Annotated in this window: 32 protein-coding genes and 1 tRNA gene; 20 read left to right on the forward strand and 13 right to left on the reverse strand. The window is 36.2% G+C overall.

The window, feature by feature from the left end; genetic code table 11:
* Positions 1–10: 10 nt before the first annotated feature.
* The 3 genes from QUE65_RS02845 to QUE65_RS02855 form a co-directional block, all read right to left on the reverse strand.
* On the reverse strand, positions 11–424 hold the full coding sequence (locus tag QUE65_RS02845) for a c-type cytochrome (RefSeq protein ID WP_286281753.1): 414 nt from the start codon (positions 422–424) through the stop codon (positions 11–13).
* A gap of 72 nt (positions 425–496) precedes the next feature.
* On the reverse strand, positions 497–817 hold the full coding sequence (locus QUE65_RS02850) for a hypothetical protein (protein WP_286281754.1): 321 nt from the start codon (positions 815–817) through the stop codon (positions 497–499).
* Positions 813–886: transfer RNA gene (locus QUE65_RS02855), tRNA-OTHER, on the reverse strand. The genes QUE65_RS02850 and QUE65_RS02855 overlap by 5 nt, the downstream gene beginning before the upstream one ends.
* 234 nt (positions 887–1,120) lie before the next feature.
* Here QUE65_RS02855 and QUE65_RS02860 point away from each other — a divergent pair.
* Positions 1,121–1,543, forward strand: coding sequence for a c-type cytochrome (locus QUE65_RS02860; RefSeq protein ID WP_286281755.1), 423 nt, complete (start codon positions 1,121–1,123; stop codon positions 1,541–1,543).
* 285 nt (positions 1,544–1,828) lie between these two features.
* Here QUE65_RS02860 and QUE65_RS02865 read toward each other — a convergent pair whose 3' ends face one another.
* The gene (locus QUE65_RS02865; RefSeq protein WP_286281757.1) at positions 1,829–3,049 is read right to left on the reverse strand and encodes a pilus assembly protein TadG-related protein; all 1,221 of its coding nucleotides are present in this window, start codon (positions 3,047–3,049) and stop codon (positions 1,829–1,831) included.
* A 224-nt stretch (positions 3,050–3,273) separates the two neighbouring features.
* On the opposite strand from QUE65_RS02865, the gene QUE65_RS02870 reads away from it, so the two are divergent.
* The 12 genes from QUE65_RS02870 to QUE65_RS02925 all read left to right on the forward strand — a co-directional run bounded on the left by QUE65_RS02870 (position 3,274) and on the right by QUE65_RS02925 (position 13,012).
* A complete protein-coding gene (locus QUE65_RS02870) occupies positions 3,274–3,732 on the forward strand; it encodes a hypothetical protein (protein WP_286281758.1) in 459 nt (152 codons plus the stop codon).
* Positions 3,725–5,023, forward strand: coding sequence for a hypothetical protein (locus QUE65_RS02875; RefSeq protein ID WP_286281760.1), 1,299 nt, complete (start codon positions 3,725–3,727; stop codon positions 5,021–5,023). Before QUE65_RS02870 ends, QUE65_RS02875 begins: the two co-directional genes overlap by 8 nt.
* Before the next feature lie 66 nt (positions 5,024–5,089).
* Positions 5,090–5,299, forward strand: a complete 210-nt coding sequence (locus QUE65_RS02880) for a Flp family type IVb pilin (RefSeq protein ID WP_353506670.1) — start codon at positions 5,090–5,092, stop codon at positions 5,297–5,299.
* 9 nt (positions 5,300–5,308) lie between these two features.
* Positions 5,309–5,485 carry a Flp family type IVb pilin gene (locus QUE65_RS02885; protein ID WP_458574765.1) on the forward strand — a complete coding sequence of 59 codons (177 nt, stop codon included), beginning with the start codon at positions 5,309–5,311 and terminating at the stop codon, positions 5,483–5,485.
* Positions 5,486–5,497: 12 nt separating this feature from the next.
* Positions 5,498–5,974, forward strand: a complete 477-nt coding sequence (locus QUE65_RS02890) for an A24 family peptidase (RefSeq protein ID WP_286281762.1) — start codon at positions 5,498–5,500, stop codon at positions 5,972–5,974.
* Complete coding sequence (gene cpaB / locus QUE65_RS02895) at positions 5,971–6,756, forward strand: Flp pilus assembly protein CpaB (RefSeq protein ID WP_286281766.1); 786 nt, start codon at positions 5,971–5,973, stop codon at positions 6,754–6,756. Before QUE65_RS02890 ends, cpaB begins: the two co-directional genes overlap by 4 nt.
* 14 nt (positions 6,757–6,770) lie before the next feature.
* Positions 6,771–8,207, forward strand: coding sequence for a type II and III secretion system protein family protein (locus QUE65_RS02900; RefSeq protein ID WP_286281767.1), 1,437 nt, complete (start codon positions 6,771–6,773; stop codon positions 8,205–8,207).
* Positions 8,200–8,547 (forward strand): hypothetical protein, encoded by a 348-nt coding sequence (locus tag QUE65_RS02905; protein ID WP_286281768.1) that lies wholly within the window; start codon positions 8,200–8,202, stop codon positions 8,545–8,547. The genes QUE65_RS02900 and QUE65_RS02905 overlap by 8 nt, the downstream gene beginning before the upstream one ends.
* Before the next feature lie 6 nt (positions 8,548–8,553).
* Positions 8,554–9,759: an AAA family ATPase gene (locus QUE65_RS02910; RefSeq protein WP_286281770.1), complete on the forward strand. Its 1,206-nt coding sequence runs from the start codon at positions 8,554–8,556 to the stop codon at positions 9,757–9,759.
* A gap of 2 nt (positions 9,760–9,761) precedes the next feature.
* Complete coding sequence (locus QUE65_RS02915; protein WP_286281771.1) at positions 9,762–11,108, forward strand: CpaF family protein; 1,347 nt, start codon at positions 9,762–9,764, stop codon at positions 11,106–11,108.
* A 1-nt stretch (position 11,109) separates the two neighbouring features.
* Positions 11,110–12,087 (forward strand): type II secretion system F family protein, encoded by a 978-nt coding sequence (locus QUE65_RS02920; protein ID WP_286281772.1) that lies wholly within the window; start codon positions 11,110–11,112, stop codon positions 12,085–12,087.
* A gap of 13 nt (positions 12,088–12,100) precedes the next feature.
* A complete protein-coding gene (locus tag QUE65_RS02925; protein WP_286281773.1) occupies positions 12,101–13,012 on the forward strand; it encodes a type II secretion system F family protein in 912 nt (303 codons plus the stop codon).
* A 24-nt stretch (positions 13,013–13,036) separates the two neighbouring features.
* Here the strand turns inward: QUE65_RS02925 and QUE65_RS02930 are convergent, their stop codons facing one another.
* Positions 13,037–13,471 (reverse strand): TadE/TadG family type IV pilus assembly protein, encoded by a 435-nt coding sequence (locus QUE65_RS02930; protein ID WP_286281774.1) that lies wholly within the window; start codon positions 13,469–13,471, stop codon positions 13,037–13,039.
* Between the two features lie 159 nt (positions 13,472–13,630).
* Between QUE65_RS02930 and QUE65_RS02935 the strand changes: the two genes are divergently transcribed.
* Positions 13,631–14,068 (forward strand): hypothetical protein, encoded by a 438-nt coding sequence (locus tag QUE65_RS02935; RefSeq protein ID WP_286281776.1) that lies wholly within the window; start codon positions 13,631–13,633, stop codon positions 14,066–14,068.
* A 140-nt stretch (positions 14,069–14,208) separates the two neighbouring features.
* On the opposite strand, the gene QUE65_RS02940 is transcribed toward QUE65_RS02935, so the two are convergent.
* Together QUE65_RS02940 and QUE65_RS02945 are read right to left on the reverse strand one after the other, a co-directional pair.
* Positions 14,209–15,054 carry a Crp/Fnr family transcriptional regulator gene (locus QUE65_RS02940; RefSeq protein ID WP_286281777.1) on the reverse strand — a complete coding sequence of 282 codons (846 nt, stop codon included), beginning with the start codon at positions 15,052–15,054 and terminating at the stop codon, positions 14,209–14,211.
* A 46-nt stretch (positions 15,055–15,100) separates the two neighbouring features.
* Positions 15,101–15,337 carry a hypothetical protein gene (locus QUE65_RS02945; protein ID WP_286281779.1) on the reverse strand — a complete coding sequence of 79 codons (237 nt, stop codon included), beginning with the start codon at positions 15,335–15,337 and terminating at the stop codon, positions 15,101–15,103.
* 567 nt (positions 15,338–15,904) lie between these two features.
* On the opposite strand from QUE65_RS02945, the gene QUE65_RS02950 reads away from it, so the two are divergent.
* Positions 15,905–16,462, forward strand: a complete 558-nt coding sequence (locus QUE65_RS02950) for a hypothetical protein (protein WP_286281781.1) — start codon at positions 15,905–15,907, stop codon at positions 16,460–16,462.
* Positions 16,463–16,530: 68 nt separating this feature from the next.
* Here the strand turns inward: QUE65_RS02950 and QUE65_RS02955 are convergent, their stop codons facing one another.
* Together QUE65_RS02955 and QUE65_RS02960 are read right to left on the reverse strand one after the other, a co-directional pair.
* A complete protein-coding gene (locus tag QUE65_RS02955; RefSeq protein ID WP_286281782.1) occupies positions 16,531–17,181 on the reverse strand; it encodes a BON domain-containing protein in 651 nt (216 codons plus the stop codon).
* Positions 17,182–17,211: 30 nt separating this feature from the next.
* Positions 17,212–17,379, reverse strand: coding sequence for a hypothetical protein (locus tag QUE65_RS02960; RefSeq protein ID WP_286281786.1), 168 nt, complete (start codon positions 17,377–17,379; stop codon positions 17,212–17,214).
* Between the two features lie 156 nt (positions 17,380–17,535).
* On the opposite strand from QUE65_RS02960, the gene QUE65_RS02965 reads away from it, so the two are divergent.
* Complete coding sequence (locus tag QUE65_RS02965; RefSeq protein ID WP_286281787.1) at positions 17,536–18,105, forward strand: nitroreductase family protein; 570 nt, start codon at positions 17,536–17,538, stop codon at positions 18,103–18,105.
* Positions 18,106–18,116: 11 nt separating this feature from the next.
* On the opposite strand, the gene QUE65_RS02970 is transcribed toward QUE65_RS02965, so the two are convergent.
* Complete coding sequence (locus QUE65_RS02970) at positions 18,117–18,557, reverse strand: universal stress protein (RefSeq protein ID WP_286281789.1); 441 nt, start codon at positions 18,555–18,557, stop codon at positions 18,117–18,119.
* A gap of 127 nt (positions 18,558–18,684) precedes the next feature.
* On the opposite strand from QUE65_RS02970, the gene QUE65_RS02975 reads away from it, so the two are divergent.
* On the forward strand, positions 18,685–18,951 hold the full coding sequence (locus QUE65_RS02975; RefSeq protein WP_286281791.1) for a hypothetical protein: 267 nt from the start codon (positions 18,685–18,687) through the stop codon (positions 18,949–18,951).
* Between the two features lie 234 nt (positions 18,952–19,185).
* Here QUE65_RS02975 and QUE65_RS02980 read toward each other — a convergent pair whose 3' ends face one another.
* A complete protein-coding gene (locus tag QUE65_RS02980; protein WP_286281793.1) occupies positions 19,186–19,665 on the reverse strand; it encodes an Hsp20/alpha crystallin family protein in 480 nt (159 codons plus the stop codon).
* A gap of 145 nt (positions 19,666–19,810) precedes the next feature.
* Here QUE65_RS02980 and QUE65_RS02985 point away from each other — a divergent pair, with 145 nt between their 5' ends.
* Together QUE65_RS02985 and QUE65_RS02990 are read left to right on the forward strand one after the other, a co-directional pair.
* A complete protein-coding gene (locus QUE65_RS02985; RefSeq protein ID WP_286281795.1) occupies positions 19,811–21,118 on the forward strand; it encodes a glycosyltransferase family 2 protein in 1,308 nt (435 codons plus the stop codon).
* Positions 21,115–22,077, forward strand: coding sequence for a hypothetical protein (locus tag QUE65_RS02990; protein ID WP_286281797.1), 963 nt, complete (start codon positions 21,115–21,117; stop codon positions 22,075–22,077). Before QUE65_RS02985 ends, QUE65_RS02990 begins: the two co-directional genes overlap by 4 nt.
* Here QUE65_RS02990 and QUE65_RS02995 read toward each other — a convergent pair.
* Entirely contained in the window at positions 22,064–22,933 is an 870-nt protein-coding gene (locus tag QUE65_RS02995) for a GGDEF domain-containing protein (protein WP_286281800.1), read from the reverse strand. The genes QUE65_RS02990 and QUE65_RS02995 overlap by 14 nt on opposite strands.
* Positions 22,933–23,943: an HD-GYP domain-containing protein gene (locus QUE65_RS03000; RefSeq protein WP_286281802.1), complete on the reverse strand. Its 1,011-nt coding sequence runs from the start codon at positions 23,941–23,943 to the stop codon at positions 22,933–22,935. Before QUE65_RS03000 ends, QUE65_RS02995 begins: the two co-directional genes overlap by 1 nt.
* A gap of 123 nt (positions 23,944–24,066) precedes the next feature.
* On the opposite strand from QUE65_RS03000, the gene QUE65_RS03005 reads away from it, so the two are divergent.
* Positions 24,067–24,510, forward strand: a complete 444-nt coding sequence (locus QUE65_RS03005) for a baeRF12 domain-containing protein (protein ID WP_286281804.1) — start codon at positions 24,067–24,069, stop codon at positions 24,508–24,510.
* Positions 24,511–24,702 lie beyond the last annotated feature (192 nt).

The following is a 24,702-nucleotide window of genomic DNA, read 5'->3' on the forward strand; positions in this document are numbered from 1 at the left end:
TAAACACGCATTAGCGCACTTGTATCCGACTGATATAGTCAATTAGTAACAAAATTCGACCTTGAGCATAAATGTCAGGATAGTATGGGCCGCCAAAGTAAACTTCGGGGGCTTCCCGTCGGTAGGTTTTTCCCCAAGCCGGCATATCACTGGGCCCATGAATAGGAACGCTATCCCCAGAAATACTCTGATAAAGGCGATCCGTTGGCAAGATACCCCCATTTCTTCTGGCAAGCGTGGTTAGATCAGTCGGGCGGACTAATAAGAAATCCGCTAGCCAACCGTCTCCTTTGCCAGTGCGACCATGGCAATTGGTGCAGCGCGACTCAAACTCGTGTTTTCCGAGATCAATTTCAAACGGTTTTTGAGCATTGCTAAGTGATATAAAAGCAAACGTAAGTACGAAAATCAAAATTAGGTACAAGAATATTTTTATAATCTTTTTCTGATTAGTGGATACTTTGAATGATAAGTTCATAACGAAATGACCAAAAAGTTATGGCAATTCTTTATCGATTTTTGTAAATGCATTTTGGATAATGTGAAAAATCAATCCATAAAGTGCTCCAATCGCAAATGTAATAGCAATGAGACTGGATGCATATTCCCAATTAAATGCTTGAATTTGGAATGGGGAGTTCAGCATATGCAGCTTGAAAATAAAATCCATCAATGGTTGTGCCCAAGCCAAAAATACTAAAACAATCCAAGTGAGGTGTAAGCTCGCGAGACATAATCCACCAATTAAACAGGATTGAATTAATGTATGTTTTGCGTCTTTCATTACCCACCTTTTTTCTGATAATGGTGCTAGCAAGGTGTGAGGAATCGAACCTCAATAGCAACCTATTTGTAGATCACTGTTCTACCATTGAACTACACCCGCTAGAGAGGCAGTAACTTGCGAGTATCCATCGTACGCCTAGACAATTTAATCTACGACCCCTACGCAAACTAAATTCAATATCGCAAATCACGCTTCCTTTATAAATTTTTTTCTCAATGATTTTTTGATACTTATCAAAATTTTTTACCAAAAAAAGTCTATAAACAAATGACATGGAGCCAGTCAATTAGACTTCGTATCCCTGTGACTTTTTGACTAGGAAGAGGATTTACTATGAAAATTTATCAAAGACTGGCATTGGGTACCGCGAGTTTACTGATTTTGGTTTCGGTTGCGCACGCGCAATCTGGAAAAGTTGACTTTGGTAAGCGTGAATATGTTTCAAATTGTGCCAATTGCCACGGCATGGATGGCAAGGGAAATGGACCTTATTCGGATTTACTTAAAAAATCACCCCCTAATTTAACTACCCTATCAAAAAATAACGGCGGGATTTTCCCGATGGATCGTTTGTATCAGAGCATTACCGGTGACAACATTAAGGCACATGGCTCCCGTGATATGCCGATATGGGGTATGGAATATCGCGTAGAGGCTGCAAATCGCTATATGGAATCGTCTTATGATCCCGATGCCTATGTGCGAGTGAGAGTGCTTGCTCTACTAGAATACCTTTATCGCTTGCAGATCAAATAAGTCCTAAGTATCACTCTTTGTTACTTTTCTCTTCATCGGTTAACCTATTCTTGTCATAAGGACATTGATCTTGTTTTAATTTCTCTTGGATGAGGCCGATGATGAAGAGAACTACTATAAATAGGACAAATACAGCGATCTCAAAAATAGTAATTTCTCTATTGACTGATGATTTTGGCCAATCATAAAAAAACTGAGCGTAGACCACGCCAGAAATAAAAATTAGAAAGAATGCTAAAAAATTCAATGAAATTTTCCTGGTACCTAACAGGTGGTTAATCGCTCTTATTCAAATAAGACAACGCGAGTATTTGATACAAAGTTATTGCATTCGTTGGCAGATGCACTGGGATTCATATTGCCGTTTAGTACAAGTGAATTGGCAATAATGCTTCCATTCAGAGATAAGTTACTGGAGCTGCCACTCACTCGAATATCGGTATAAGGAAGACTAACAATGCCAGTTAGATTTAAACGGTCATTCGAGCCAGCAAGATTCATCGCGAAAATACTTGAGGGTTCTTGATAAATTAAGATTGCACTTCCTGGCGTGCAATTCGCTGGTATTTTGGCTGTTAAGGTAAGGTTACCGGATAAATCGATGGGTTGATTGCTAGCCACATAAAACGTAACCCCATTCGTTTCACTTTGAACAATTGCTGAATTGGTAACTAAACCCTTATTAAACACATAAAAACCTGAGGCAAAGGTGTAACTTGCACCTTTATTCAAGGTTAATTTACTGTTATAGATTCCTGGTTGGCAATAACGGTTTGCACAGGTCGAATCGGCTACTACCGCCAAGCCTGAGGGGATCGATAAACTGGGAAGGGAGGGGAATGCGCTGGATTTGGGGGTAGGTGTTGGTGAGCACGACGGGCAGTTAATCGCACCGTTGTTGTATACATCAATCGTACCGCTACCTGTAATAGTAATTTTAGATTGATTAGTCGCTTGAAGGCTGCCACCAATGGCAGCAGAACAATTGTTAAGGCTGGCAATATTTGTGCCATTAATCTGAAATCCAGCCCGTGTTACTAAGCAATCTGGCGCACTTTTAATCCCAGCAACCGCATTGACTTGGACAGGCCAACTTGACGCCACGCCGATAACAGGTGCAAAAAAAAGAGGAATATTTTGATTAATGCGCACTCGTACATAATTTGAATTATTAAAATAACTTGGAGTTGATCCATTTGGATTTGGTCCCGGAGGGATTGAGGGTGTAACTACCGCATCAGCAGTTCCTGAAGTAAAACCATTACTCGTAGCCAGCGACCTTGCTACTAAGATTGCATTACTGGTGGAGCCACCATTAGCTAAATCAGCTGCAGCGCCAAGAGCTGCGGAATCCGCAGCACTTTGCATTTTTGTTCGAACGTAAAAAGCATAAGAGCTGTCAACCGCCAAACCTAAAAAACCAATCAAAATTGCTAGCAATAATCCAGTAATTACCATCACTGAAGCCTTTTCCTCGAATCGGATTTTTTGGATTAAACGGCGCATATGTAATTTGCAATATATTTTTATTAAATTTAATGCCTCACTATCTCAAGAACCGCAGTAAAAAATTTGCGAAAAGTCAAAACTTATTGGCAAATAAAAGTAGACTTATAAGAAGATTGAAAATTTAATTTGATTAATCTCAAATAAATTAAACGATTTCAGACGATAGTTCTGAAATGATCTTTTCTTTCCAAAATAAGCTAATAAATCTTCGAATCACTCGTATGATTTATGGAATTTTTTTGATTATTGGAGTAAGTGGATGTGACTATATCGCTTTGCCACAATACTGGGTATGTAATGGTCAAAACTTGCAGATTTTGGAAAACATACAAGGTGAGGTACTTGACCAATATGCGGGCCAACAAAAACTGATGCTAGAGCTTCACAATGGGGTGGTATCTCAATTTGCTTCACCCGCAGCGTTTGGTCGGTATGAAGTCTGTATTCAAACTCCCAAGCAAGTTTTTTTTGAGTTTCCAGCGTGCACGGAATTGACTAATGCAATTGAAAAAAGACCAGCCTATCATCGCTGGGGGGTGCTTAACGTTGGTGATGGTGTCTTGGCTTTTGGTGATGAACGGTGGATCGATGATATTCGTATTCGATCGGGAGGCAGTTTTTCTTGTCGATATCTTGGAAGTCAGTATTCCTACAGCGATATGTTTCTAATCAATGACTAGAAATTATTGGCAAGCTTTTTTTCTAATCGCAATTCTTGAGTTTTCTGTTTTCTTAGCCGGGTTTTGGATGCTCGGCGATTATGAGGCAAAACGCTTTAATGTATGGCCCATTTCTGAGTGGCTAATCAATTATCAAGGTGGCTTTGTACGGCGTGGTCTGATGGGTGAAATATTGCGCTATTTTAGCGACGCACGCGGAAGTATTGTTTTACTAAATTCGTTGGTATTAACCTTTTTTTATTTATATATCGTCATATTTTTAGCTGTCTATTATTTCGCTAACATTCGCCAGATTGGTTTATTAATCATTGCCCTGCTAATTCCTGGTGGCATTTTGCACATGTCTGTTGGGGCAATTTTTTACCCGCGCAAGGAAATACTATTTTTGATCCATTTTGGGATCCTTTGCCTAATTTACCTAATGCATGATCGATTTAGAGTAAAAAAAGGGAGACTCAGCCTAGATCTATTTGGAATCACTGCCGTTCTTGGAGGGGGCTTATTAACTTTAGTGCATGAAGCATATTTATTTATGGCTTATCCCATTACAGTATTGTTATTCGTTAATCTCCATAAAGCAAATCGAACTTATTACCCTTTAAAACTTCAGCTGTTTTTTTATGTACTTTTAATTCCTGTTCTATTTGGGTTGTGTAGCGCATATCGTGGCGACCCCCAGATTGCACAAAGAATTTGGGACTCCTACACACTTATTGATCGCCTAGTTTTGGCTCCAGCTGCACCATATACGGCTGCTTATGCAACGGCAGGGTTGGGTTGGACTCTGCAACAGCATTTGTCGACCATTTATGGGGTTTTCATGACAGGAACCTGGATCTATTGGCTATTTTTTGCTGTTGCCAATGCTTTTGTGCTTGTATATATTGCCATTCAGATTGAAAAAAAACAAGTAATCGAGCAAGGTAATTCTGAGTCTAATTACTTTAAAAATTCACCGCTACCATTGCAGACCATTGGTGCATTTATTATTTCGTCATCTATGGTGATGATTGCCTCTGACTACGGACGTTGGATTGCATGCGCCACTAATCTCACATTACTCTTTTTATTTACTGTATCGCATTCCTCTGGGCTTCTAAATTTTGATTTAGGCCGATGGAAATTAGGTAATAGATTGATACCAATTTTTAATTGGGCGAGCGGTTCAGTGGTCCTGTTAATCCTAATTTTAAGTTACGAGCTTATTTTTCAAATGCCGGAGTGTTGCATCAGTGGAGGTGATCTCTTTATGCCTTATGCTAAATTTCTTGAGTTATATCATTCAAATTAGAATTAAAAATTTGACAATAATCAAACTTTAAATTGCTTCATTCATTAAATTGAATCTGCAGTACGCATGAATCAATTTATGAAAGGAAATCAAATGAAGCAGATTTATTGGACATTTAGGAACAAACTCGAGGATTTAAAGAGTGGCGATGAGGCTGTAACAGCGGTTGAATACGGTCTGATTGCAGCAGCGACTGCAGTAGCAATTATCGTTGCGTTAGGAACCATTAAAACCCAGCTCGGAAACATTTTCACCAGTATTGCAAACGCTCTATAAGGAATTGCTATGAATATGCAATTTTTTCAAAAACGTTTGCAGTCATTTCGGCATGGAGATGATGCAGTTACAGCTGTGGAGTATGGGCTCATTGCTGCGGCTACTGCGGTTGCAATCATTGTCGCATTGGGAACTATTAAAACTCAGCTGGCCGATATCTTCACTAGCATTGCAAATGCACTGTAAAGGCTATTAGTAATGATTGTTCCTATATCAGCATACATTTTGTTTATTTTTTTAGGCATCGCTGCTATTTTCGATCTTTTTCTCAGAAGGGTGCCTAATTATTGGACTGGAATTGGTGCTGGTATTGGCATGGCTGCCCCATGGCTTACAAGCTATGGGGTAAGTATGACCAGTGCATATCTTGGTGGGGTCTTAGCATTTAGTTTTTTCTTAGTTCCTTATGTATTTGGTTGGATGGGGGCTGGTGACGTTAAGTTATTTGGTGCTTCTGGTCTATTTATTGGCATGGAACGTGTGATTGCAGCGGCTTTGTATATTGCGATTGCTGGAGGTGTATTAGCAGTGATATTTCTGTCGATTCGAATACTTCGATTTATTCAAAAGCGTAATCTAGGCGAAGCTAAACACTGGCATGACCGAGATTTGCCATATGCCGTTGCTATTTTTAGTGGAACTGTCGCACTGCTATTCAAGGAGATTAGCCAATGACAACTATTGGTCGAAACAAATTTTTAATTGCCATCTTACTCGCTGGAATAATTAGCTTAATTGTCGTTGTGATGGCAGCAATTTGGTTAAAGAAAATGGATTCGGTTGCTATGGTTCAGGTGGTTGTGGCATCCGATCAATTGCAACCTGGTACAAAATTAACGTCTCAGCAATTGGGTCTCACTAATTGGCCTAAAGACAGTATTCCGGTTGGAGCAGTTAATAGTGCAGAGCAATTAGTTCATCGCGTTCCTAAAATGGAAATTGCTAAAGGCGAAGTTATTTTAGAGCGCATGCTTGTGCCGATAAGTTCCAGCGGTAGTATGGCAGTACAAATTGCACCTGGTAAGCGGGCATTTACGATGAATGTCAATGAGGCTGCCGGGGTTGCAGGTTTTGCAATGCCAGGAAATTTTGTAGATGTCATTCTAAATAGTAAAGACCAAAGTAATCAAGAGGTTTCAAAAATTATTCTACAAAAGTTGTTGATTTTAGCGGTGGCACAAGATCGCTTAGCCAATGATAGTAAGCCCAAAGTAGTTAGCGCAATAACAATTGAAGTCACTCCTTTGGAGGCTGAAACACTAGATTTAGCGCGCTCCATTGGAAATCTTTCTCTTGTTTTACGTCATCAGAATGACGATAAAAATATTGCAAGTAATGGGGTTGGAAAAAAGGATTTAATTGTTGGTCAAGTACGTGATATCAACACTGATAAAAAAATTATCAAAACCCCATCCATTGAACTTATTCGTGGGGTATCCCGCGAGTCAATTAATTGATGCAAGGATATCCGATGCAGTATTTCATAAAAACAAGAACGCGCCCCACAATATTAATTGTGCTTTTTTTAGCATATCTATGGCTACCCAAGCAAGTCTTTGCTGTAGAGGCGTCACCCCAAATGAATATTAATTATCCGATTGCAGTAGGTAAATCAGCAGTTTATCGACTCAAAGAGACTGCCAATCGTGTTTCAGTGGCCGATCCTGCTATTGCTGATGTCCGCTTATTAAGTAATCGCGAAATTTATATTCTTGGCAAAAAAATGGGGTCTACCAATATCTCGATTTGGCAAGACGGTACAAAAATTCAGGTTCTAGATGTATCGGTTGGTTCTGATACCCAATCTCTTCAACACTTACTTGCTGATTTGTTTCCATTTGAGAAATCATTTCGTATCTCTTCTGCGGGTGAATCTTTGGTGCTTAGTGGCCGAGTGACTGATGCATTGAGCGTTCAACAAGTAATTAAGATTTCCGAAGAATTTACTGGAAAAAAAGTATTAAACATGCTATCGACTGATGATTTACCTCAAGTATTAATTGAGGTGAAGGTTGCAGAAGTCGATAAAACCGTTGCAGATAAATTAGGTGTGCAAGTTAATGGAAGCAATTTTTCTTTCAGTCCTGTGGGGATTCTTGGAGCTGCTTCGGCAACAGCAACGTCTAATTTGACAGGGACGATTGGCTCAGTCAGTGCATTTTTGCAAGCGAATATTCAAACTGGATTAGTCAAAATCTTAGCCGAGCCAAACATTATGGCAATCAGCGGTCAGGAGGGCAGATTTTTGGCAGGTGGTATTGTATTTTTACCAATTCCACAGAGTAGTAGTACGGGTGGTGGAGCAGTAATTACCTTGCAACAACAGCCGTATGGAGTAGGTGTTAAATTTACCCCAACTGTTTTACGGGGCGGTAAGATAAATTTGAAAGTTGCCCCGGAGGTGTCCGAGGTCAACCCTAATGGAATTACGGTTTCTGCAAATGGCTCAACGACCATCTTGCCATCAATTAATACCCGTCAGGCGTCCACGACAGTACAACTAAATGATGGTCAGAGTTTTGCGATTGGTGGATTAATTAAAAACAATGTCGTAGAAGTTACAAATGCATTTCCAGGCTTGGCAAATATTCCTATTATTGGCGCTTTATTTCGAAGTAGCTCTTTTCAGAACGATCGTTCTGAATTATTAATTATTATTACTCCCCGAATCGTACAAGCGCTTAATAGTAAGCCACCGTTACCAACGGATAAATTTATTCAACCTTCACAAATGGAGTTTTTCTTGCAAGGTAAGTTAGAGGGAAGTCCACCAGCATTACCTAAACCTAGTGACAAGCCAACTCCAAGACTTGGTGACGTTAGTATTAAAAAGTCAGTTGACCAAAACCCCATTACAACTGAAGCAGTTATGACAGAGCCTGTTTCGCTAGGAGAAATGAATGAGTAAAAACAAATTTAATCTTAAGCTTTTTTTGTTTTATTTAATAATGCCATTACCTTATTTTTTAATAACAGCTTGCCAATCTAGTTGGTATCCAGAAGTAGGATTTGGCTCAAGTGTTAATGAAGCAATTGCTGCCCAGACAGTGAATAAGGAAAATCCAAAAGAGGTAAAACGTGAGACACAAGGTATGGATGGACCGGCTGCTAAAGCATCAATTGATAATTATCAACGCTCGTTTGAGCAGACTGGATCATCATCCATGTATGGTAGTAGTTCGAGTGCAATTATCAGTCCATCTGGTAGTGCCTCAAGTTCTAATTTGCCCTCTATTACAGGACGATAATTAATCATGAATAAAGCTGTCAAAGAACTGAATATTGGCGTGATTGCCAGTACTAATGAGGTCATCAAGAGTCTAGAGCAAGTATTTTCAAAAAATGCCAATATCGATAATCTTGTTTATTTAAAACGCATTGATAATGAATTGCGCCTTAACCGCATTGATACTGCAAAGACCGATATATTAATTGTTGATTCTATTGCTATAGCGCAATCTGACTTGGACGATTTATCACTTCTTAATCAAGAGAAAAGTCATCCAGCCATGATTTATCTAGCATCAAATTGGACTGAGCAACATTTGATCGATCTAATGCGTTCTGGAGTTCAGGATATCGTACATTTGCCTCTCAATGGGAGTAGTCAAGACTTACTCGATGCGGTGGAGCGTATTCGACAGAAAACAGAAATTGCTAAGCGCTCCAAAGCTAAGGGAAAGATTATTTCAGTAATGCCGTGCAAGGGAGGAGCAGGCGCAACATTTATTTGCGTCAACTTAGCCTATCAATTAGCTGAAAAATATAACCAACGAGTATTATTGATTGATCTTCACACACAATACGGTGATGCTGCATATTACTTAACAGATTCACTGGCAGCTGGAAATGTAGCAGACGTTGTTACCCAGCCCTATTTAAATTCAGTGACGATTGCTTCAGCAGCTATGCAAGTCGCTGAAAATTATTATCTCTTACCAGCTGCTAATAGTATTGAAAAGTCGGCCAAAATTCAATCTCATCAAATTGATACATTATTAACAGTAGCCGCATCTGAATATGACTATGTTCTTTTAGATTTAAGTAGCTCACTAGATGTTCTTTCAACCAGAGGAATTGATCGGAGTGATTATGTCTATCTAGTTACCCAACCAACGCTTAATTTTTTAAAAGCGTTAATTAATACACTTAATTTATTTAAAGAATTGGATTATCCAAATTCTCAAATTCGCCTTGTAATGAATCAATTTGATATGGACGCTGCTTTATCAGGGGAAAAAATTACTCAATTACTAAGTCGTGATGTTGATAATCAAATTCCTTACGATGGTGCAGCCGTAGATGAATCAATCAATGCTGGTATTCCTATTGTAAAAATGAATCCGACAAATAGAGTGTCGCTAGCCATTGATGAGATGACTAATATTCTTTTAGAGCGAAAAGTGACTGCTAAAACAGAATCATTCATTACTAAAATTCTGCCATTTAAGTTAGGTTAAGCATGTCATTAAGACAGATTCTGAACCGCAAGGAAGAGTTCGCTCCATCATTGAGTATCACACATAGCATTAAGCGTGAGGTATCGGATCAATCAAAACTAAAGCAAATGCTCCATGCGCGCTTAATGGAGGAGCTTGATCTTGCGGCTATGGAAACATTCAATGAAAATCAGCAATTTGAGCACCTAAATGCTGGTGTCGAAAAAATCATCAAAAAAGATCAATTAATTATTAATTCTCTAGATTTAATTAATATTGTTAAAGACTTAAAAAACGAAATTTTTGGCTTAGGACCATTAGAACCTTTGTTGGCTGATCGAACAATTTCGGATATTTTGGTAAATACTTCATCCACAATATTTGTGGAACGTGCAGGGCGATTGGAGCTCGTTGCTAATCATTTCGATGATGATGCGCATTTATTAAAAACTATTGAAAAAATTGTTGCCCGTATTGGGCGGCGTATTGATGAGTCGAGTCCAATGGTTGATGCTCGCCTTGCTGACGGCTCACGGGTGAATGCCATTATTCCACCTCTGGCATTAGATGGACCGGCATTATCAATTCGGCGCTTTTCAGAAGTACCGTACACCATGGAAAAACTAATTAGTTTTGGTACGCTAACACGTGAGATGGCATTAATTCTTGCAGCGTTGGTGAAATCAAAGCTTAATATTTTAGTTTCTGGAGGTACTGGAAGTGGGAAAACAACTTTACTGAACATTATGTCAGGTTTTATTCCAGAAACCGAGCGAATTATTACCATTGAAGATGCAGCTGAGTTGCGATTGCAGCAGGCTCATGTGGTACGTTTGGAAACTAGACCGCCTAATTTAGAGGGTAAAGGTGAAATTAATCAACGTGCTTTGGTAAAAAATTCACTACGGATGCGCCCTGATCGAATTGTGGTCGGAGAGGTTCGAGGGGCTGAAGTTTTAGATATGTTGCAAGCTATGAATACTGGCCATGATGGCTCTCTTACAACTATTCATGCTAATTCCTCACGTGATGCACTAACTCGAATTGAAAATATGGTTGGCCTTACAGGACTGCCAGTAGTGCAAAAATCATTACGTCAGCAAATGGCATCGGCCATTGCTGCAGTGGTTCATACGGCTAGATTGAGTGATGGTCGACGAAAAGTCATGAGTATCGACGAAGTTCTTGGTATGGAAGGTGACATTATTACTATGCAGGAGATCTATAGTTATAAGCAAACAGGTGTTGAGGCAGACGGTAAGGTGTTAGGTAAATTTGTAGCATCAGGAATCCGTCCTCGATTTGCTGATACAGTAGCAGCCCGAGGTTCACCACTACCAGACTCTTTATTTTTAAATATTCATAACTGATATGAATACTTTTATTTCTATTGGGTTATTAGTTTCGGGACTTCTTACTATTAGTATTCTAGGATTTCTAGTTATTTTTTACTTGCAAACAAACATTTTTGGGGCACAAAAAAGACACATTTCCGCTCGAATAGGAGCGCTTGAAATTCAAGCTAAAGGTTTTTCTCTACCTGCATTGACTAATCGAGACTATCAACAAAAAGATTCCGTTTATCTCTTCTTAGATGAAACTCGATTTATTCGATATTTACGTCGACAAATTACTAGAGCGGGGCTAACAATTTCTGCAAGTTATTTATTAATTGTAACGATCACCGTAAGTTTTTTTATTTCATTAATTACTTATATTGCTTCTAATTCATCGCTTTATGCAATATTAATAGGGCTTAGTCTTTGTACTGCTCCATATTTTGTGTTAGAACTAATTGCACAACGACGGCAAGCTGCTTTACAAAAACAAATTCCAGAACTGATGGATTTCATGGCTCGCTCTTTACAAGTTGGCCATTCACTTAATAACACAATACAGATGGCTGCAATGGATGCACCCATGCCAATTTCTGCTGAATTCAATCGTGTCTTTGAAGAATTGAATTACGGAGCTCCAATTCATAAAGTGTTATCAGAATTATCTGAGCGTATTGATTGTGCTGAAATTCGCTACTTTGTAATTGCAGTTATTGTAAATCGTGAAATTGGTGGCGATTTAGCTGAAATTCTTAAACGAGTAAGCAAACTCATCCGAGAACGAATGGATATGCAACAGACTATACGCGTACTTACCTCAGAGGGCAGGGCTTCAGCACTAGTACTAGGGGCTCTTCCGTTTGCAATTGGAGCTTTAATATTTTTTATTCAACCGAAATCATATGAATTAATGTTGAGCGATTCATTAGGCCAGAGCTTATTAATATACGCCAGCGTTTTAATGCTAATTGGATTTGCTTGGATGAAGCATTTATGCAATCTTAAGCAATAGAAAGGTTAAGATCATGGAATCTTTCATCGGATTATTATTGATTTGGATTTGTAGTTTTAGTGTCATTTTTCTCATCTTAAGACGCTTTTGGCTAATTAATATCGATCAGCGTATTTCTCAATTAAAACAAATCCAAATGAGCTCTTTTGTTAACGGAAGCAAGGATCAATCCGATTCAATCACAAATACCTTGCAGTTTTTTAGTCGATTCTCAATGTCAAGTAATGTATTGCTTAACTCAAAATTAAAAACCAAACTTTATAACGCTGGGTTGCATGGTGAAAAGCCACTTATCATTTATTATTCTGTAAAAACGATTTTAAGTCTAATTATTCCATGTGCATCTTTCTTGTATTCCTTTTACCATGATCATTCTATTACTTATGCATTGAGTCTTGCCGTTGGCTTGTCAATTGTTGGCTACTGGATTCCCGATTTTATTTTGAAATACTTGATACGTAAGCGCCAAGAGGAGTTATTACATAGTTTTCCAGATGCTTTAGATTTAGTACGAATTTGTGTGGCATCTGGCCTTGGTCTTGATGCAGCAATTACTCGGGTTGGTAGTGAAATTCAACTAGAAAGTCCTACATTGGCCCAAGAGTTCGATCAATTGGGACTTGAGCTTCGAGCTGGTACCTCCCGAAATCAGGCATTAGCAAATTTAGCAACTCGCACAGGGCTCAAGGATATTGAGGCACTTGTTGGAATGCTTAAACAGGCTAATCAATTTGGTACAAATGTAACTGAAGCATTGCAGGTTTTTGCAGATGATCTTCGTAATAAAAGGAGAATGCACACCCAAGAATTAGCAGCTAAAATTCCGGTAAAGATTTCAATTCCCATCATTCTATGCATTTTCCCAGCATTATTTGTGGTAATTCTTGGTCCCGCAATTATTAGTTTATTTAATGCATTTCGCTAAACTAAAATAAATAACTAATAGATGTTACTCAAAATTCATGGTTGTGCTAGCCGATAGCAATTGACTCCAATTGGTAGGCTGGATTAGTTGACCCAGCAACAGACCGGTAAATGAATATGAAACTGTCACGATAATAGGATTACCCGAATTAGATCCTAAAGGTCTTGCAATGGAAACTGTTGGATTTGCTTTTGACCCAAAAGTAATTAACTTATTTTGGCAATAGTTTATTACAAAGGTTTGAATTTCTCCGTCGGTAATTGAGGTATTCACTACTGCTACTCGAGTTGCCTCACGACTAGCGTTAGTAATTACTGATTTGTCATAAAGCAGTGTACTGAGTTCAACAATCGCAAATAAAACTAATATTAAGATAGGTAAAACAAGTGCAAATTCTACGGCAGCTACAGCCTTATCACATGCAACGATTGATGGATTTGTAGTGTGATTGCTAATCATGCATTACCAAACTGAAGTAGATCTCTCAAAATAAAACCCCTATGCATTAAATATTTCCTATGTGAAATATATTTGATAGTGAAAATTATTATTTGATAAACGTCAAAAATAGTATTTCATAAATTGATATAAAGATAACAATAACAAGGGAGGTCTATCATGAAATTAAATTTAGAAAAAAAGTACATTCTATCTACAGGATTAGCAATTATTCTTTCATTTAATCATTTATCGGCTATGTCCCAGCTACCTGAAATTCAAACGGATAGTAATCTTTCTTGCATGATGGGGGGCGTAGGTTTAGATGAGTCACAGGCAATGCGAGAGGAAGCAAAAAAATGGCCTCTTGCCATTGAGTTTACAGAACGTCAAGGAAATTCATACGCTTGGATAGTCGGCGCAGAATTGCAAATTATCAATGCCAAAGGTGAAACTATTTTTTTTGAAAAATGTAATGGACCATTATTTCTTGCTAAAGTAATTTCAGGTCGATATGAGATTATTGCAACTTATGAAGATCAGGTAAAAAAGAGAATGGTTGTAATTGATAGTAAGCAATCGACTAAAGTCTCATTTACCTGGCAGCAAAAAAAGTAAAGCTCTATATGATTCGAAAGGATAAGTTTCTCATTCCATACAAAATTAAGAACCAAGTGCTTTTAATTTAACGAATATGGAGGATAAAACACCTAATATTTATAGATAAATTAGTTTGAATGAATTAACAACAATGTAAATTATTGGCTGAGAACTGAGAGGGCTGTTTGACTTACGGCCAATCGATTAGGCTTTTTGAGGTCCCAAACTTTTATACTCTTTTCTTTGTGCTCAATAAGTTGTGATAAGCGATCATAATTAATGTTACTGATATTTCGATTTTTAACCTGAAGATAATTATTTTTTTCTAAAAATGCGAATGATCGACTCAGTGTTTCACTAGTCATACCCAAATAGCTTTTAAGATCTTCACGACTCATCGGTAAGCGCATCATTCTGAGGTCAATATTAAGTTGCTTTTGGCGCTTATGAAAATCAAGTAAAAAAAATGCTAATTTTTGTTCAGCACTATGGCTGCCTAATGAAAAAAGATGCTCTTCGAATCGATTAATAGTTCGACCTAAGATCGTATCAAAAATATTTCGTATTTCAGGTTCTGAGTCTATTAATTTAGTAAGAGTATTAAATTCAATTATGCATAATTCTCCATCACTTAATGCCGTGATATCTAGCCGATGTTTTTTTTCAGCAATACCATCAATACCCAATAGATCACCCGGAAAAGCAAAATGATTTATTTGATACTGGCCATCCGATAAAGAAAATTCAAGCTTGCAGTAGCCGATACGCACGTTATAGAGATGATGAAGGGGGTCGCCATTACGAATAATAGGATCCCCCTTTTTCATCTTAACTTTAGTTACATATTTTCCGGGTAATCGACTTATAAAATCATGATCTAAATAATGATGTAAGCAATTATTTTTAGTTTTGCAATTGCTGCAAGTAATTTGACTGTGCTTTTGAGTAAAAGCTTTTGAAATATTAATCGTATTGTTGTTCTGCATTAATGAATCCAAGCGCATATTAACTTTCAAAAATTAAAAGTCATTAAGAAGAAAAAATGGAAATTTAAGAGTGATTTTTGCGATACATCATCGCTCCTACAATGCCACCAATAAGTGCAAATAGGCCTAGCCAGAAAACAGGACGACCATGTGGACGGCACTCACAGGGATTGCATTCGCAAACAGCGTCTTCTTTATTAGCATCATTTTTTTTGGTGGAATCATCAGTTACTAGTCGCTTCACATCAGAAACTAATTTTTCAATATCTTGCTTTACTTGTGCGAGCTCTTCTTGATTCATAAATACTCCAATCTGTATATACCAATGGTTCATTTTTATATCTCAATTAAAACTTCAATTTATGCAATTATTAGCTCAAGAAAATTTATAAGCATATCTTCAGCCTAATGAAATTTTCCTAATTCAGTAATGCATGTTGTGAAGTGAAATTAATTGCAATTCCCTAATTAAGTGGATAAGAACTTCTTGTTAGCTACGTTATTAGAAATTCAATTAATAAACTTCACAGCTACTTTATAAATGGAAACAAACCTATATTTTTGATAAATGTCAATTTACAAAAAATTTTGAAAATGAAGTGAATTTTGATTTTTATCAATATTATTTTGAAGTAATAATTTATAAAGTAGCTGTGATGTATGAGGTTATTCAAAATTTGTAACGTGGGGATCAAATTCTTGATAATTCATACTTGATGGATACCAAGTACATCACCTCCACACCAGTTTGTGTCTCCTCGTGTGATTTAGCCGCGCTAGTTGCGGCTTTTTTTAATACTAAGTTATTACTATAGGTAAAAATTACTAAGGGTTATCACTTAAATTTTGAAAAAGAAAGGTATAGACTATGAGCGTTAATCAATTAAGTGAAAAATTAAATCATTTTCACAATACGTCGATTAAAAATGGCCAGATGCTTGGACAATTGAATGCCAATGTAACAAAAAAATTGTCGGACCTTAATTCATCTTGGGTAAATCAAGTTGCTAAAAACATGCAAAGTTCAGCAGTAGAATTTATGAACTCCAAAAAGGTAAGTAATCCATTGAATCTTATGAAAATAAATGGTGACCAATCATTCCTTCAGGAGATAGAAAATTATCAACAGCATTTGAATGACGCAGTTAATGAGTACCTGGAAGAATTTTCTAGCGCTAATGAACAGTTGCTAGACGATTCTCGTGCTGCTTTCAATGAGTTTATGCAGTTAACTTCTCAAAATGTACCAGATGGTATGGATGGATTTATTAAACCATACCAAGTTGTGATAGGCTCTTTGTTTGAAGGAGCAGCGATTGCGAATGGCCTTTCTAAAAGTTATCTGACAAATATTAAAAAGAACTATTCCGCTAATGGTAAAAGTTCCAAAAATATTATTTTGAGCGAAGAGGTTAGTGAAAAGTAATTGATTAAAAACAGATAAGTAGCCATTCTTTTATCTGGCTACTTATCTGAAGGTTTCCACTTAGTTTTTTATGCAAAAACCATATGATCAGTTACTTTCTTTACACCAGGAACACCCCAAACAGCATCAATTGCAAGTGACTTTTCTACCCAATTGTGAACTTTTCCGCCAAGAATAACTTCATCGCCTTGAACAGAAACAGAGATATCTTGTGCATCTTCATGAGCTCGACGCTTCAGTGCACGCTCAATGTCAATCCTAACTAAATTTAAAGATACTGACGGTTTGATATAAATTAAGTTATTCACTGAGCGTACACCTGTTATATAGCGTATAGAGTTCTCTGCTGAAAGTCGTTCATGAAACCAATTAACTTCGCCCGTTAAGGTTACGATCCCATCTTCAACTTTAATCGAAACCCTATCTCCTAATTTATAAATATTCCATTTCAATGCATCATTAACAGCAAGTGCAATTTCAGTATCACTTTTTTGATTAGATCCCGGAACTATCACATCCAATTCAATGGCAATTGTTTTAACGCCGAAGACTCGTTTTGCTGCTTGTTCTGCATTCCATTTTTCTGCCAAGCTATCAACATGGCCAGAGAGGGTAACAACCCCCCGTATAACTTCTACGCCAATATTTGCTGCGTTTATTTTGGGATCCCACTTTAATTCTGCTAATACATCTTGTTGAAGTTCTCGATCAGATTTCATTATCAATTCCTTTTATTAAGTGTATAAATTTCAATGAGTACGTTGATTTAGTATATTTTTGATTACTCGAGTCTCTTTATATTGTTTAGACATCTTTTCACGAATTGCTTTATCAAATGCTTTTTGCCATACAAGTCGATCCCATAAATCTGGGTCTATCGAATGAGTTGATTTGATTTTTTTATTTTCATTAGGCATATTGAATAATTCCTCCAGATTGTTACGCTAAGAAATAATTTAAAAGATCACCGATGTAAATTTTTGATTAATCGCAATTTTCAGCTAGTAAAAGTGAATAGAGTGGATGTATAACTTGAAAGTGCTGGTATGGGAGAAAGTTTAACGAGACAATTTATGGATGGAGAAATTAACTGTGTTTTAAAAGCTATTGTTAATCGTGGCATTGAAAAAAAGTTAGCGAATTACCCTATTAGTCGCAACTTAATTGAGATTTTGCTTGATTCTGGAATGAGGATTTCTTCTTACAGTAAAACAATACCCTGGTCTTATGTTGTTATTCAGGATGAAGATTACATAACGTATTTACAAGATTATGCTAAAGCCTTCAATCACATACACAGTGATAATACCGAAGCTAATGCTAATAATAGTTTCGATTCACGTACTCATTCATCTGATGCGTTAATTGTCTTATATGCAAATGTAGAGAATTCTTTTTCATTAAATAAATGTTGGCAATCAGTTGAAAATATTTTATTAGCTGGAAGGGCTTTAGGACTTAATGTATCAATTGATTGCTCATTGTTACGTTTATTAAATTCTATTAAGTTAAAGCAAGAACTTAATGTGCCTGAAAACTTAAGTGTTTTGTATGTTCTTCACATTGCCAGTTACATCAATACTTATTTACCAGCAACTATCAACAAGCCAACGGTGTGGAGTTGGCTCGATAAATATTCATAATAATCTTACAACTAAATTACCAGAACCGGCAACTTAGAATTTACGATAACATTATGAACTTTGTCGCCGAGTAAAATACTTTTTAAACCACTATATCTGTGTGTGGCCATAGCAATTAAATCTACTTTCTTTTTCTTTGCTGCATGAATAATACCATTCGGAATATCATCATCAAACTCATGAATTAGTTCGAGATGCTTGGCTTTTGCTAACACCTTTTCATACTTTGAAAAAAGCTTTTTAGCATAAGCGCTACATGCTAATTTATGATGCTCAATACTTATTGAGTAATCGTTATACGCATATTCTGAATATGTTGCTGGCGGATTTGGTTTAGATACATTGACCAAATAAATATCGATTTTTTCGAGATCTAAATAGCTTGATAATTTTTTAATTAGTTGTTGAACAATCACAGATTCATCAATAGGAATCAAAACTGAATTAATCATTTTATGGCCTTTAAATTATGACACTTACATTCTCCCATCTACTTTCAAAATAATTTTGATATTTCTCAATTTATTATTTTGAATTTTCAAAAAAATAAAGCACATTCCATTTTATTAGGGGGTGACAATGAAAATTCGAGTCAATCAGGGCACTCTAAGTAAACGTTTTAGTAAGGCAAATTCTAAGGATGGCTTTGGATTTTTATTTCCCGGTATTTATGAGGTTGAATTTACTGAAAGCCATGAGTTGGTATTTCAGCATACCCCTCTTTATAAAGTCTATTTGCCAACATCATCCATCTTAGAAAAAGTAAAAACCGGAGTCATTACATTTATTGAGATAAATGATTTTGATAAAAATCAATCTGCAAATTTTTCTTTAGCCTATAAATGAGTTACTTCAACAGTTAGAGGTAACTATGAGACAAAATCCAAAATTTGATAACGATTTTGAGGATGTAAGCGACGATCTAGAAATGAATAGGATTGATCAAACCATACTTTTATGTGTAAGTTTATTTTCTTTGATTCTTGCAATTGTTGGATTTTCAATGTCTGATACGCTGTATCTATTCGTTAATCGATAAATCTATTAATTTAATGAATGGCTGCCATAGGCAGCCACTTTTTATTGGATTGCAATTTCAGCAATAGTGCCACCATTCACTTTGGGTAGGGTTAGAGATAAAACACCGTTTTCATAAATAGCTTTTGCTTTATCGCGATTTACATCTCCTGGTAATTGAAAACTCCGCAAAGCACTTCCAGAGCTACATTCCCAACGAATTAGTTGTTCGTTTTCACTTTTTTGCTCAGATTGTGAAGATTGTTCGGCTTTAATAGTTACGTAACTACCTTCCACTGAAACATGAATATTTTCTTTGTTAGCACCCGGGATGTCTGCACGAATGAAATATTCATTTGGCCGCTCACTCACATTAATTCTAATTTGAGGTTCAAGTGGTTCATTAAAGACTGATGGTGAATAAAAACGTGTCAATGGGAAATCATCAAAAATATCAGAAAAAAAACCTGGCATAGAGCGTCTCATACTTTGAACAAGATTCCGACTGCTACTAACAGGGTTAGTTTTAATTAAATTGCTCATATTCATTCCTTTATAAGAGTGTCAATTGATATAGGCTATACCAAAGATTATTTTCTAAAAAAAAATTTATTTCCATTTGATAAATGTCAAAAAAAATAATTCTTCTATTTATAGGATAGGTAGTGATTTATTTTTTGAGACACTTATGAATTTTTATGTATCTGTACGTAATAAATTTTTGATATCGCTCTTTTTTGCAATGTGTTGGTTTGTTGCATCTGCATGGCTTTCTTATTTTTGGTTTCTTGATCTTTCAAAAGTTATTGGTGTACCTCTTGCAATTTTTTTTATTTTTTTTCTTGCTTTACTACCGGGTTTTATAAATGCATTTATTGCCTGTGCTTTACTTTTAGATCGTAGACCACAGGTTTTCTTACCTAAGAATTTCCCTGATGTAGATGTTTTAATACCTGTTTATAACGATGGTAAAGAGGTAATTGATACTATTAAAAGTGTAATGGCCCAAGACTATCCGGGAATACTTCATGTGATAGTTATTAATGATGGATCAAATGTGCAAACTAGAACTATCTTAAATAATCTTTCAGTTTGCTATCCACAAATTCATTTGATTAATTTACCGCGTAATACTGGTAAGGCGTATGCATTGAATGAAGGCTTAAAAATTGCGAAATCTGATGTAATTATTAGTATCGATGCTGACTGTTGGGTTAAGCGTGATGCGATTAAGCTAATTGTGTCTCGGTACTTATGTGACCCGCCTAATACTAAAGCTATAGCTGGATCAATTCTTGTTCGCAATTCGCGTGAAAATTGGCTAACTAAGGCTCAGGAATGGGACTATTTTTTAGGTATTGCAGCAATTAAGCGCATCCAGTCGCTATTCCAGGGTACTTTGGTAGCGCAAGGAGCATTTTCTTTATATGACCGATCAACTCTAATCAAGCTTGGTGGTTGGCCAATTACTGTTGGCGAAGATATTGTACTTACGTGGAGATTTTTGTCTGCAGGTTACCGCATTGGGCATGCTGAAAATGCCTGTGTATTCACCAATGCTCCTAATTCTCTTAAGCAATTTATTCGTCAACGTCAGCGCTGGTCTCGTGGCTTAATTGAGGCCTTTAAAGAGGAGCCTACTTTATTACTTAAACCACGTTTAAGCATTTTATTTATTTGGTGGAATTTTTTATTTCCGTTCATTGACATTGCGTATACCCTTGGCTTTATTCCTGGATTGATTTTGGCATTATTTGGAAAATTTTGGCTAGTGGGGCCTATGACTCTAGCACTTATTCCACCTGGTTTACTTTTGAATCAAGTAATGTTTAGAAGTGAAAAACAAATTTTTGACAATAGTAATCTCGGGATTCGAAAAAATTTTTTTGGCCTCTTTTTTTACATGATTGCTTATGGCATTTTGCTTCAACCAGCTTGTGTTTGGGGTTACTTTTCTGAGCTATTTAAGTTAAAAAAAGTATGGGGTACAAAATGAATAAGATTAAAAAATATATTTTTGTTTTGGCTCTGCTATCTCAATCAGCACAGGCGCAAGAATCAACCTGGATGTTTGGAGGGCTTTCTAGTGAGCCTAGTAAGATTGCGGTTGGGGTTCCAGTATCATTCCTATCAACTGATAGTGAAGGCTTTGAGGCCTATAAAGTGGGCGCACAACTTCTCCCACTATATCAACATGGCGATAATTACTCAGGAATTTCATATCAATTTAATAAGTACACTCAAAATGGATGGGCTAAGGAGGGGAATCAGCTAGGATTAACCTCTAAGGTTATCAATCCTAGGACAGCTCTTGGTTATATTGCTAATGTCAATATGAATTCTTTAGGTGGCCACACATTACTAACTACGGATAGCTACATTGGATTTCAGCCAACTTCAAGTACGCGTACGGAATTCATATCAAGCCGTGAGTGGGTTGAAACGCAAAACGCATTAAATAATGGGATTTATTACACCTTAGGCGCTGCTAGTATTGAGCAACGACTCTTAGATCGATTAAGTGGAATCGTCATGGGTGGTAATATGTATTTTTCAGACACCAATACACGACCATTTTTCCGGTTAAATCTAATTTATGATGCTTTACCTGATTATGGGGTTAATCTACAACTTCGATATCGCCAGTACCGTGACACCAATACTAATGTAGCCAATAATTATTTTAATCCCAACCAATATCGTGAGACGATGTTGGCTGTAGGATTTCGAAAAATGATAGAAGGCTGGAGAATTTCTGGCGTAGCAGGACTGGGTAGTCAAACCATTAATTCAGATGGATCAACAGGGACGCAACTACTTGAGTTTGCAGCAACAAGTCCATCGGTAGCTTCAGTCTTCTTTCGCACAAGGATTGGATATCGTAAGGCTGCAGGATTTCAAGGCCCAGATTACACCTACAGTTATTTTATGGAGGAATTAATTATCCCCTTCTAACATGGCTTTCTGGTGAAGGCTGTAATGTATAAGCCATATGATTTGCACGTTTTTTTTGATACATTGAACGATCAGAGATGTTGATTAATTCGTCAAGCAAAAGTTTGGGATCAATCAAATTTTCATGAATACTCTGCTTTCTTGGAGAGTAGCTTGCAATACCGATACTAAGTGTAATCGGAGTTGAAATATTTATTGAAATACGCTCATTCAAAGATTGCATTTCTGTTTGAATTCGAACAGCAACATCCTGAGCAGCGTTGTAATCAGTATTTGGCAGTAGAACAATAAACTCATCGCCGCCAATGCGTCCAATCAAATCAATTTCTCTTAAAGCTAACCGACATTGACGTGTACTTTTTATTAGAATCTCATCGCCGATTGGGTGACCATATGAATCATTAATGTATTTAAATCGATCCATATCAATAAAAAGAATCGATACTGGTTGTTGAGAACGTTGAGATTTTGCAAGTTCATATTCGCAATAAAACAGAATGGTATTCCGATTAAAAACTCTTGTAAGAGTATCAATTTTTATTTCTTGGGATAAAAATAACATTTTTTTTGAACTTCGTGTTAAGAAAAAATTCAAAAGCAAAACAATTGTCCATATCATTAAGGAATTAATCAATACAAATAAGGCACTTGAAAAGCTTGTAAAAGATTGATTTAGGTCCTTTGTTAAAAGGTAGGCGTATTGAATAAAAAGAGTAGAACTTGTTAAGAATAAAAAAATTTTACTTAATCGAATGTGCTGATAACGATTAAGGATGCGGTATGCAATTAATATTGTAGAGGCTTGTAAACCAAACGAAAAAAAATAAAGAAACAGAGAAATTATCAATGAGTTCACTAATGGAGACTATGTTCAAAAGAAAATTTTTTACTTCGAAAAAGATTGGTACAAACATTTACGATGTCAGAAGGAAGTTTAGAATATTGATCAACCTCAAGTTGCTGCAAAGATCTATCTAAATTAAAGTCAGGACGATAAGGACGGCTATGTCTCATCGATTCGACTGTATCTGCCACCATCAAAATTTTAGCTTCTTGGCAAATTTCTGATTTAAAGAGTCGGTGCGGATAGCCAGAACCATCAAGTCTTTCATGGTGTTGAAGGACTACTTTAGCAATATCAAGTGGAAGTAGTAGTCTTATTAAGATGTCATAACTCGCCTGGACATGGTTTTTGATTAACAAAATTTCATCAATTCTAAGAGCCGTAGATTTATTCAAAATCTCTTTGGGTATTGATATTTTCCCAATATCATGAACCAATGAACTCATCATAATTCGATGGATAGCTAGGGTGTCTAGGTTTAGTTCTTTAGCAATTTCTACAGCAAGCTTACTTACATTTAATTGGTGCTTTGCATTCTGACTATCAATTGCAATGGCTGTATTAATTAAGAAATGAAATTTTTCATTTAATAAATTATCTTCGTTCAGATGTAATTGCTTAAGCTTATTCTGTAAAAAATTAACATAAGATTTATTTTCAAAACCTAAAAAAATTAGAGGGTCATGACACTCAAATGTATGAAGTTCGCCATAAATATTTACAACCATATCATTTTTAGCTTCTAAACTAAGAATTACATTTTTCATTGCAATTAATTTTTTTTGTAAAAATTGCTTATAGAGTTCATGAATGTTGATATGTTTTGCAAAAACGCTTAATTCCCAAAAATTTTTACCAATTATTGCGCTACGGGGAATTCCCAAGAAAAAGAAAATTGAATCATTAGCATTTTTAATTACACCTGAGGGGTATTCTAGAACAAGAATTCCATCGATCATCTGCTCTAAAAATTTTTTTGATGACACATTTGGCTTTTGTTTATTCAGATCATTTATTTGCATCTTAGGAACATTCCATCTGATAGGTCGATCAGATTAGTCTTTACTTGGTAACTAGATTTGATTTTTATCAAATCTTTTATGCATGAAGATGTTATAAAGAAGCTTTATTAATATCGAATTCTTATGAACTACCAATTAGATCATCAATTATTTCTTTTGGCTGATGGACATCATTTTTTATTAATGGCTCGTGACTTATATAAACCAATACCTCATTTAAAAATAATTAAACGAGTACAGTATCAGCCTAGTCAGTTTAGAAAATATAAAAAAGACAACCCTGGCAAAACAATGAGTAAAATACGCCAATCACATACTAGTTATGTCTACACTGATTTGAGTTCAGTGAGTGATGGACGATATCTCGCAGTTGCCTGTCAAAGTGTTGACGAAGTTTTTAAGCAGGGGGCTTACAAAGCAATAACTTTAATAGGTAATCCAAAATTTCTAAATCAAGTTAAGACTCATTTATCGAATGATATGAAACAACAAATTCAATGTGAGATTCATAAAAATTATACAAAATTACCTATTGAAAAATTAGAGCATGCACTAATGCTTATGTAGTAAGTAATGACACAATTTTTTCTTGCCTTGGTATCATTTTTAATGGGATTTTCTTTTGCTCAGATTTTCCAGTTTTATTTTATAAAAATCGAGGATATACAATCCATTTTTCTGGGATTTCTCTTAGTAACACTATTTTTTTTACTTCCACTAGAGATTTATTTAACCCTCAGAAAAAAGAATGTTAGGGAG

Source organism: Polynucleobacter sp. HIN8 (genome assembly GCF_030297615.1).
GTDB lineage: Bacteria > Pseudomonadota > Gammaproteobacteria > Burkholderiales > Burkholderiaceae > Polynucleobacter.

What these genes read in the sequence shown, in the direction of transcription:
- QUE65_RS02965 (WP_286281787.1), top strand. Translation starts at nt 17,536, where the DNA reads ATGGATGGAGAAATTAACTGTGTTTTAAAAGCTATTGTTAATCGTGGC.
- QUE65_RS02945 (WP_286281779.1), bottom strand. Translation starts at nt 15,337, where the DNA reads ATGAATCAAGAAGAGCTCGCACAAGTAAAGCAAGATATTGAAAAATTA.
- QUE65_RS02870 (WP_286281758.1), top strand. Translation starts at nt 3,274, where the DNA reads ATGATTTATGGAATTTTTTTGATTATTGGAGTAAGTGGATGTGACTAT.
- QUE65_RS02985 (WP_286281795.1), top strand. Translation starts at nt 19,811, where the DNA reads ATGAATTTTTATGTATCTGTACGTAATAAATTTTTGATATCGCTCTTT.
- QUE65_RS02990 (WP_286281797.1), top strand. Translation starts at nt 21,115, where the DNA reads ATGAATAAGATTAAAAAATATATTTTTGTTTTGGCTCTGCTATCTCAA.
- QUE65_RS02925 (WP_286281773.1), top strand. Translation starts at nt 12,101, where the DNA reads ATGGAATCTTTCATCGGATTATTATTGATTTGGATTTGTAGTTTTAGT.
- QUE65_RS02920 (WP_286281772.1), top strand. Translation starts at nt 11,110, where the DNA reads ATGAATACTTTTATTTCTATTGGGTTATTAGTTTCGGGACTTCTTACT.
- QUE65_RS02915 (WP_286281771.1), top strand. Translation starts at nt 9,762, where the DNA reads ATGTCATTAAGACAGATTCTGAACCGCAAGGAAGAGTTCGCTCCATCA.
- QUE65_RS02865 (WP_286281757.1), bottom strand. Translation starts at nt 3,049, where the DNA reads ATGCGCCGTTTAATCCAAAAAATCCGATTCGAGGAAAAGGCTTCAGTG.
- cpaB (WP_286281766.1), top strand. Translation starts at nt 5,971, where the DNA reads ATGACAACTATTGGTCGAAACAAATTTTTAATTGCCATCTTACTCGCT.
- QUE65_RS02910 (WP_286281770.1), top strand. Translation starts at nt 8,554, where the DNA reads ATGAATAAAGCTGTCAAAGAACTGAATATTGGCGTGATTGCCAGTACT.
- QUE65_RS02860 (WP_286281755.1), top strand. Translation starts at nt 1,121, where the DNA reads ATGAAAATTTATCAAAGACTGGCATTGGGTACCGCGAGTTTACTGATT.
- QUE65_RS03005 (WP_286281804.1), top strand. Translation starts at nt 24,067, where the DNA reads ATGAACTACCAATTAGATCATCAATTATTTCTTTTGGCTGATGGACAT.
- QUE65_RS02900 (WP_286281767.1), top strand. Translation starts at nt 6,771, where the DNA reads ATGCAGTATTTCATAAAAACAAGAACGCGCCCCACAATATTAATTGTG.
- QUE65_RS02875 (WP_286281760.1), top strand. Translation starts at nt 3,725, where the DNA reads ATGACTAGAAATTATTGGCAAGCTTTTTTTCTAATCGCAATTCTTGAG.
- QUE65_RS02970 (WP_286281789.1), bottom strand. Translation starts at nt 18,557, where the DNA reads ATGATTAATTCAGTTTTGATTCCTATTGATGAATCTGTGATTGTTCAA.
- QUE65_RS02975 (WP_286281791.1), top strand. Translation starts at nt 18,685, where the DNA reads ATGAAAATTCGAGTCAATCAGGGCACTCTAAGTAAACGTTTTAGTAAG.
- QUE65_RS02960 (WP_286281786.1), bottom strand. Translation starts at nt 17,379, where the DNA reads ATGCCTAATGAAAATAAAAAAATCAAATCAACTCATTCGATAGACCCA.
- QUE65_RS02930 (WP_286281774.1), bottom strand. Translation starts at nt 13,471, where the DNA reads ATGATTAGCAATCACACTACAAATCCATCAATCGTTGCATGTGATAAG.
- QUE65_RS02905 (WP_286281768.1), top strand. Translation starts at nt 8,200, where the DNA reads ATGAGTAAAAACAAATTTAATCTTAAGCTTTTTTTGTTTTATTTAATA.
- QUE65_RS02955 (WP_286281782.1), bottom strand. Translation starts at nt 17,181, where the DNA reads ATGAAATCTGATCGAGAACTTCAACAAGATGTATTAGCAGAATTAAAG.
- QUE65_RS02950 (WP_286281781.1), top strand. Translation starts at nt 15,905, where the DNA reads ATGAGCGTTAATCAATTAAGTGAAAAATTAAATCATTTTCACAATACG.
- QUE65_RS03000 (WP_286281802.1), bottom strand. Translation starts at nt 23,943, where the DNA reads ATGCAAATAAATGATCTGAATAAACAAAAGCCAAATGTGTCATCAAAA.
- QUE65_RS02890 (WP_286281762.1), top strand. Translation starts at nt 5,498, where the DNA reads ATGATTGTTCCTATATCAGCATACATTTTGTTTATTTTTTTAGGCATC.
- QUE65_RS02935 (WP_286281776.1), top strand. Translation starts at nt 13,631, where the DNA reads ATGAAATTAAATTTAGAAAAAAAGTACATTCTATCTACAGGATTAGCA.
- QUE65_RS02880 (WP_353506670.1), top strand. Translation starts at nt 5,090, where the DNA reads ATGAATCAATTTATGAAAGGAAATCAAATGAAGCAGATTTATTGGACA.
- QUE65_RS02980 (WP_286281793.1), bottom strand. Translation starts at nt 19,665, where the DNA reads ATGAGCAATTTAATTAAAACTAACCCTGTTAGTAGCAGTCGGAATCTT.
- QUE65_RS02885 (WP_458574765.1), top strand. Translation starts at nt 5,309, where the DNA reads ATGAATATGCAATTTTTTCAAAAACGTTTGCAGTCATTTCGGCATGGA.
- QUE65_RS02940 (WP_286281777.1), bottom strand. Translation starts at nt 15,054, where the DNA reads ATGCGCTTGGATTCATTAATGCAGAACAACAATACGATTAATATTTCA.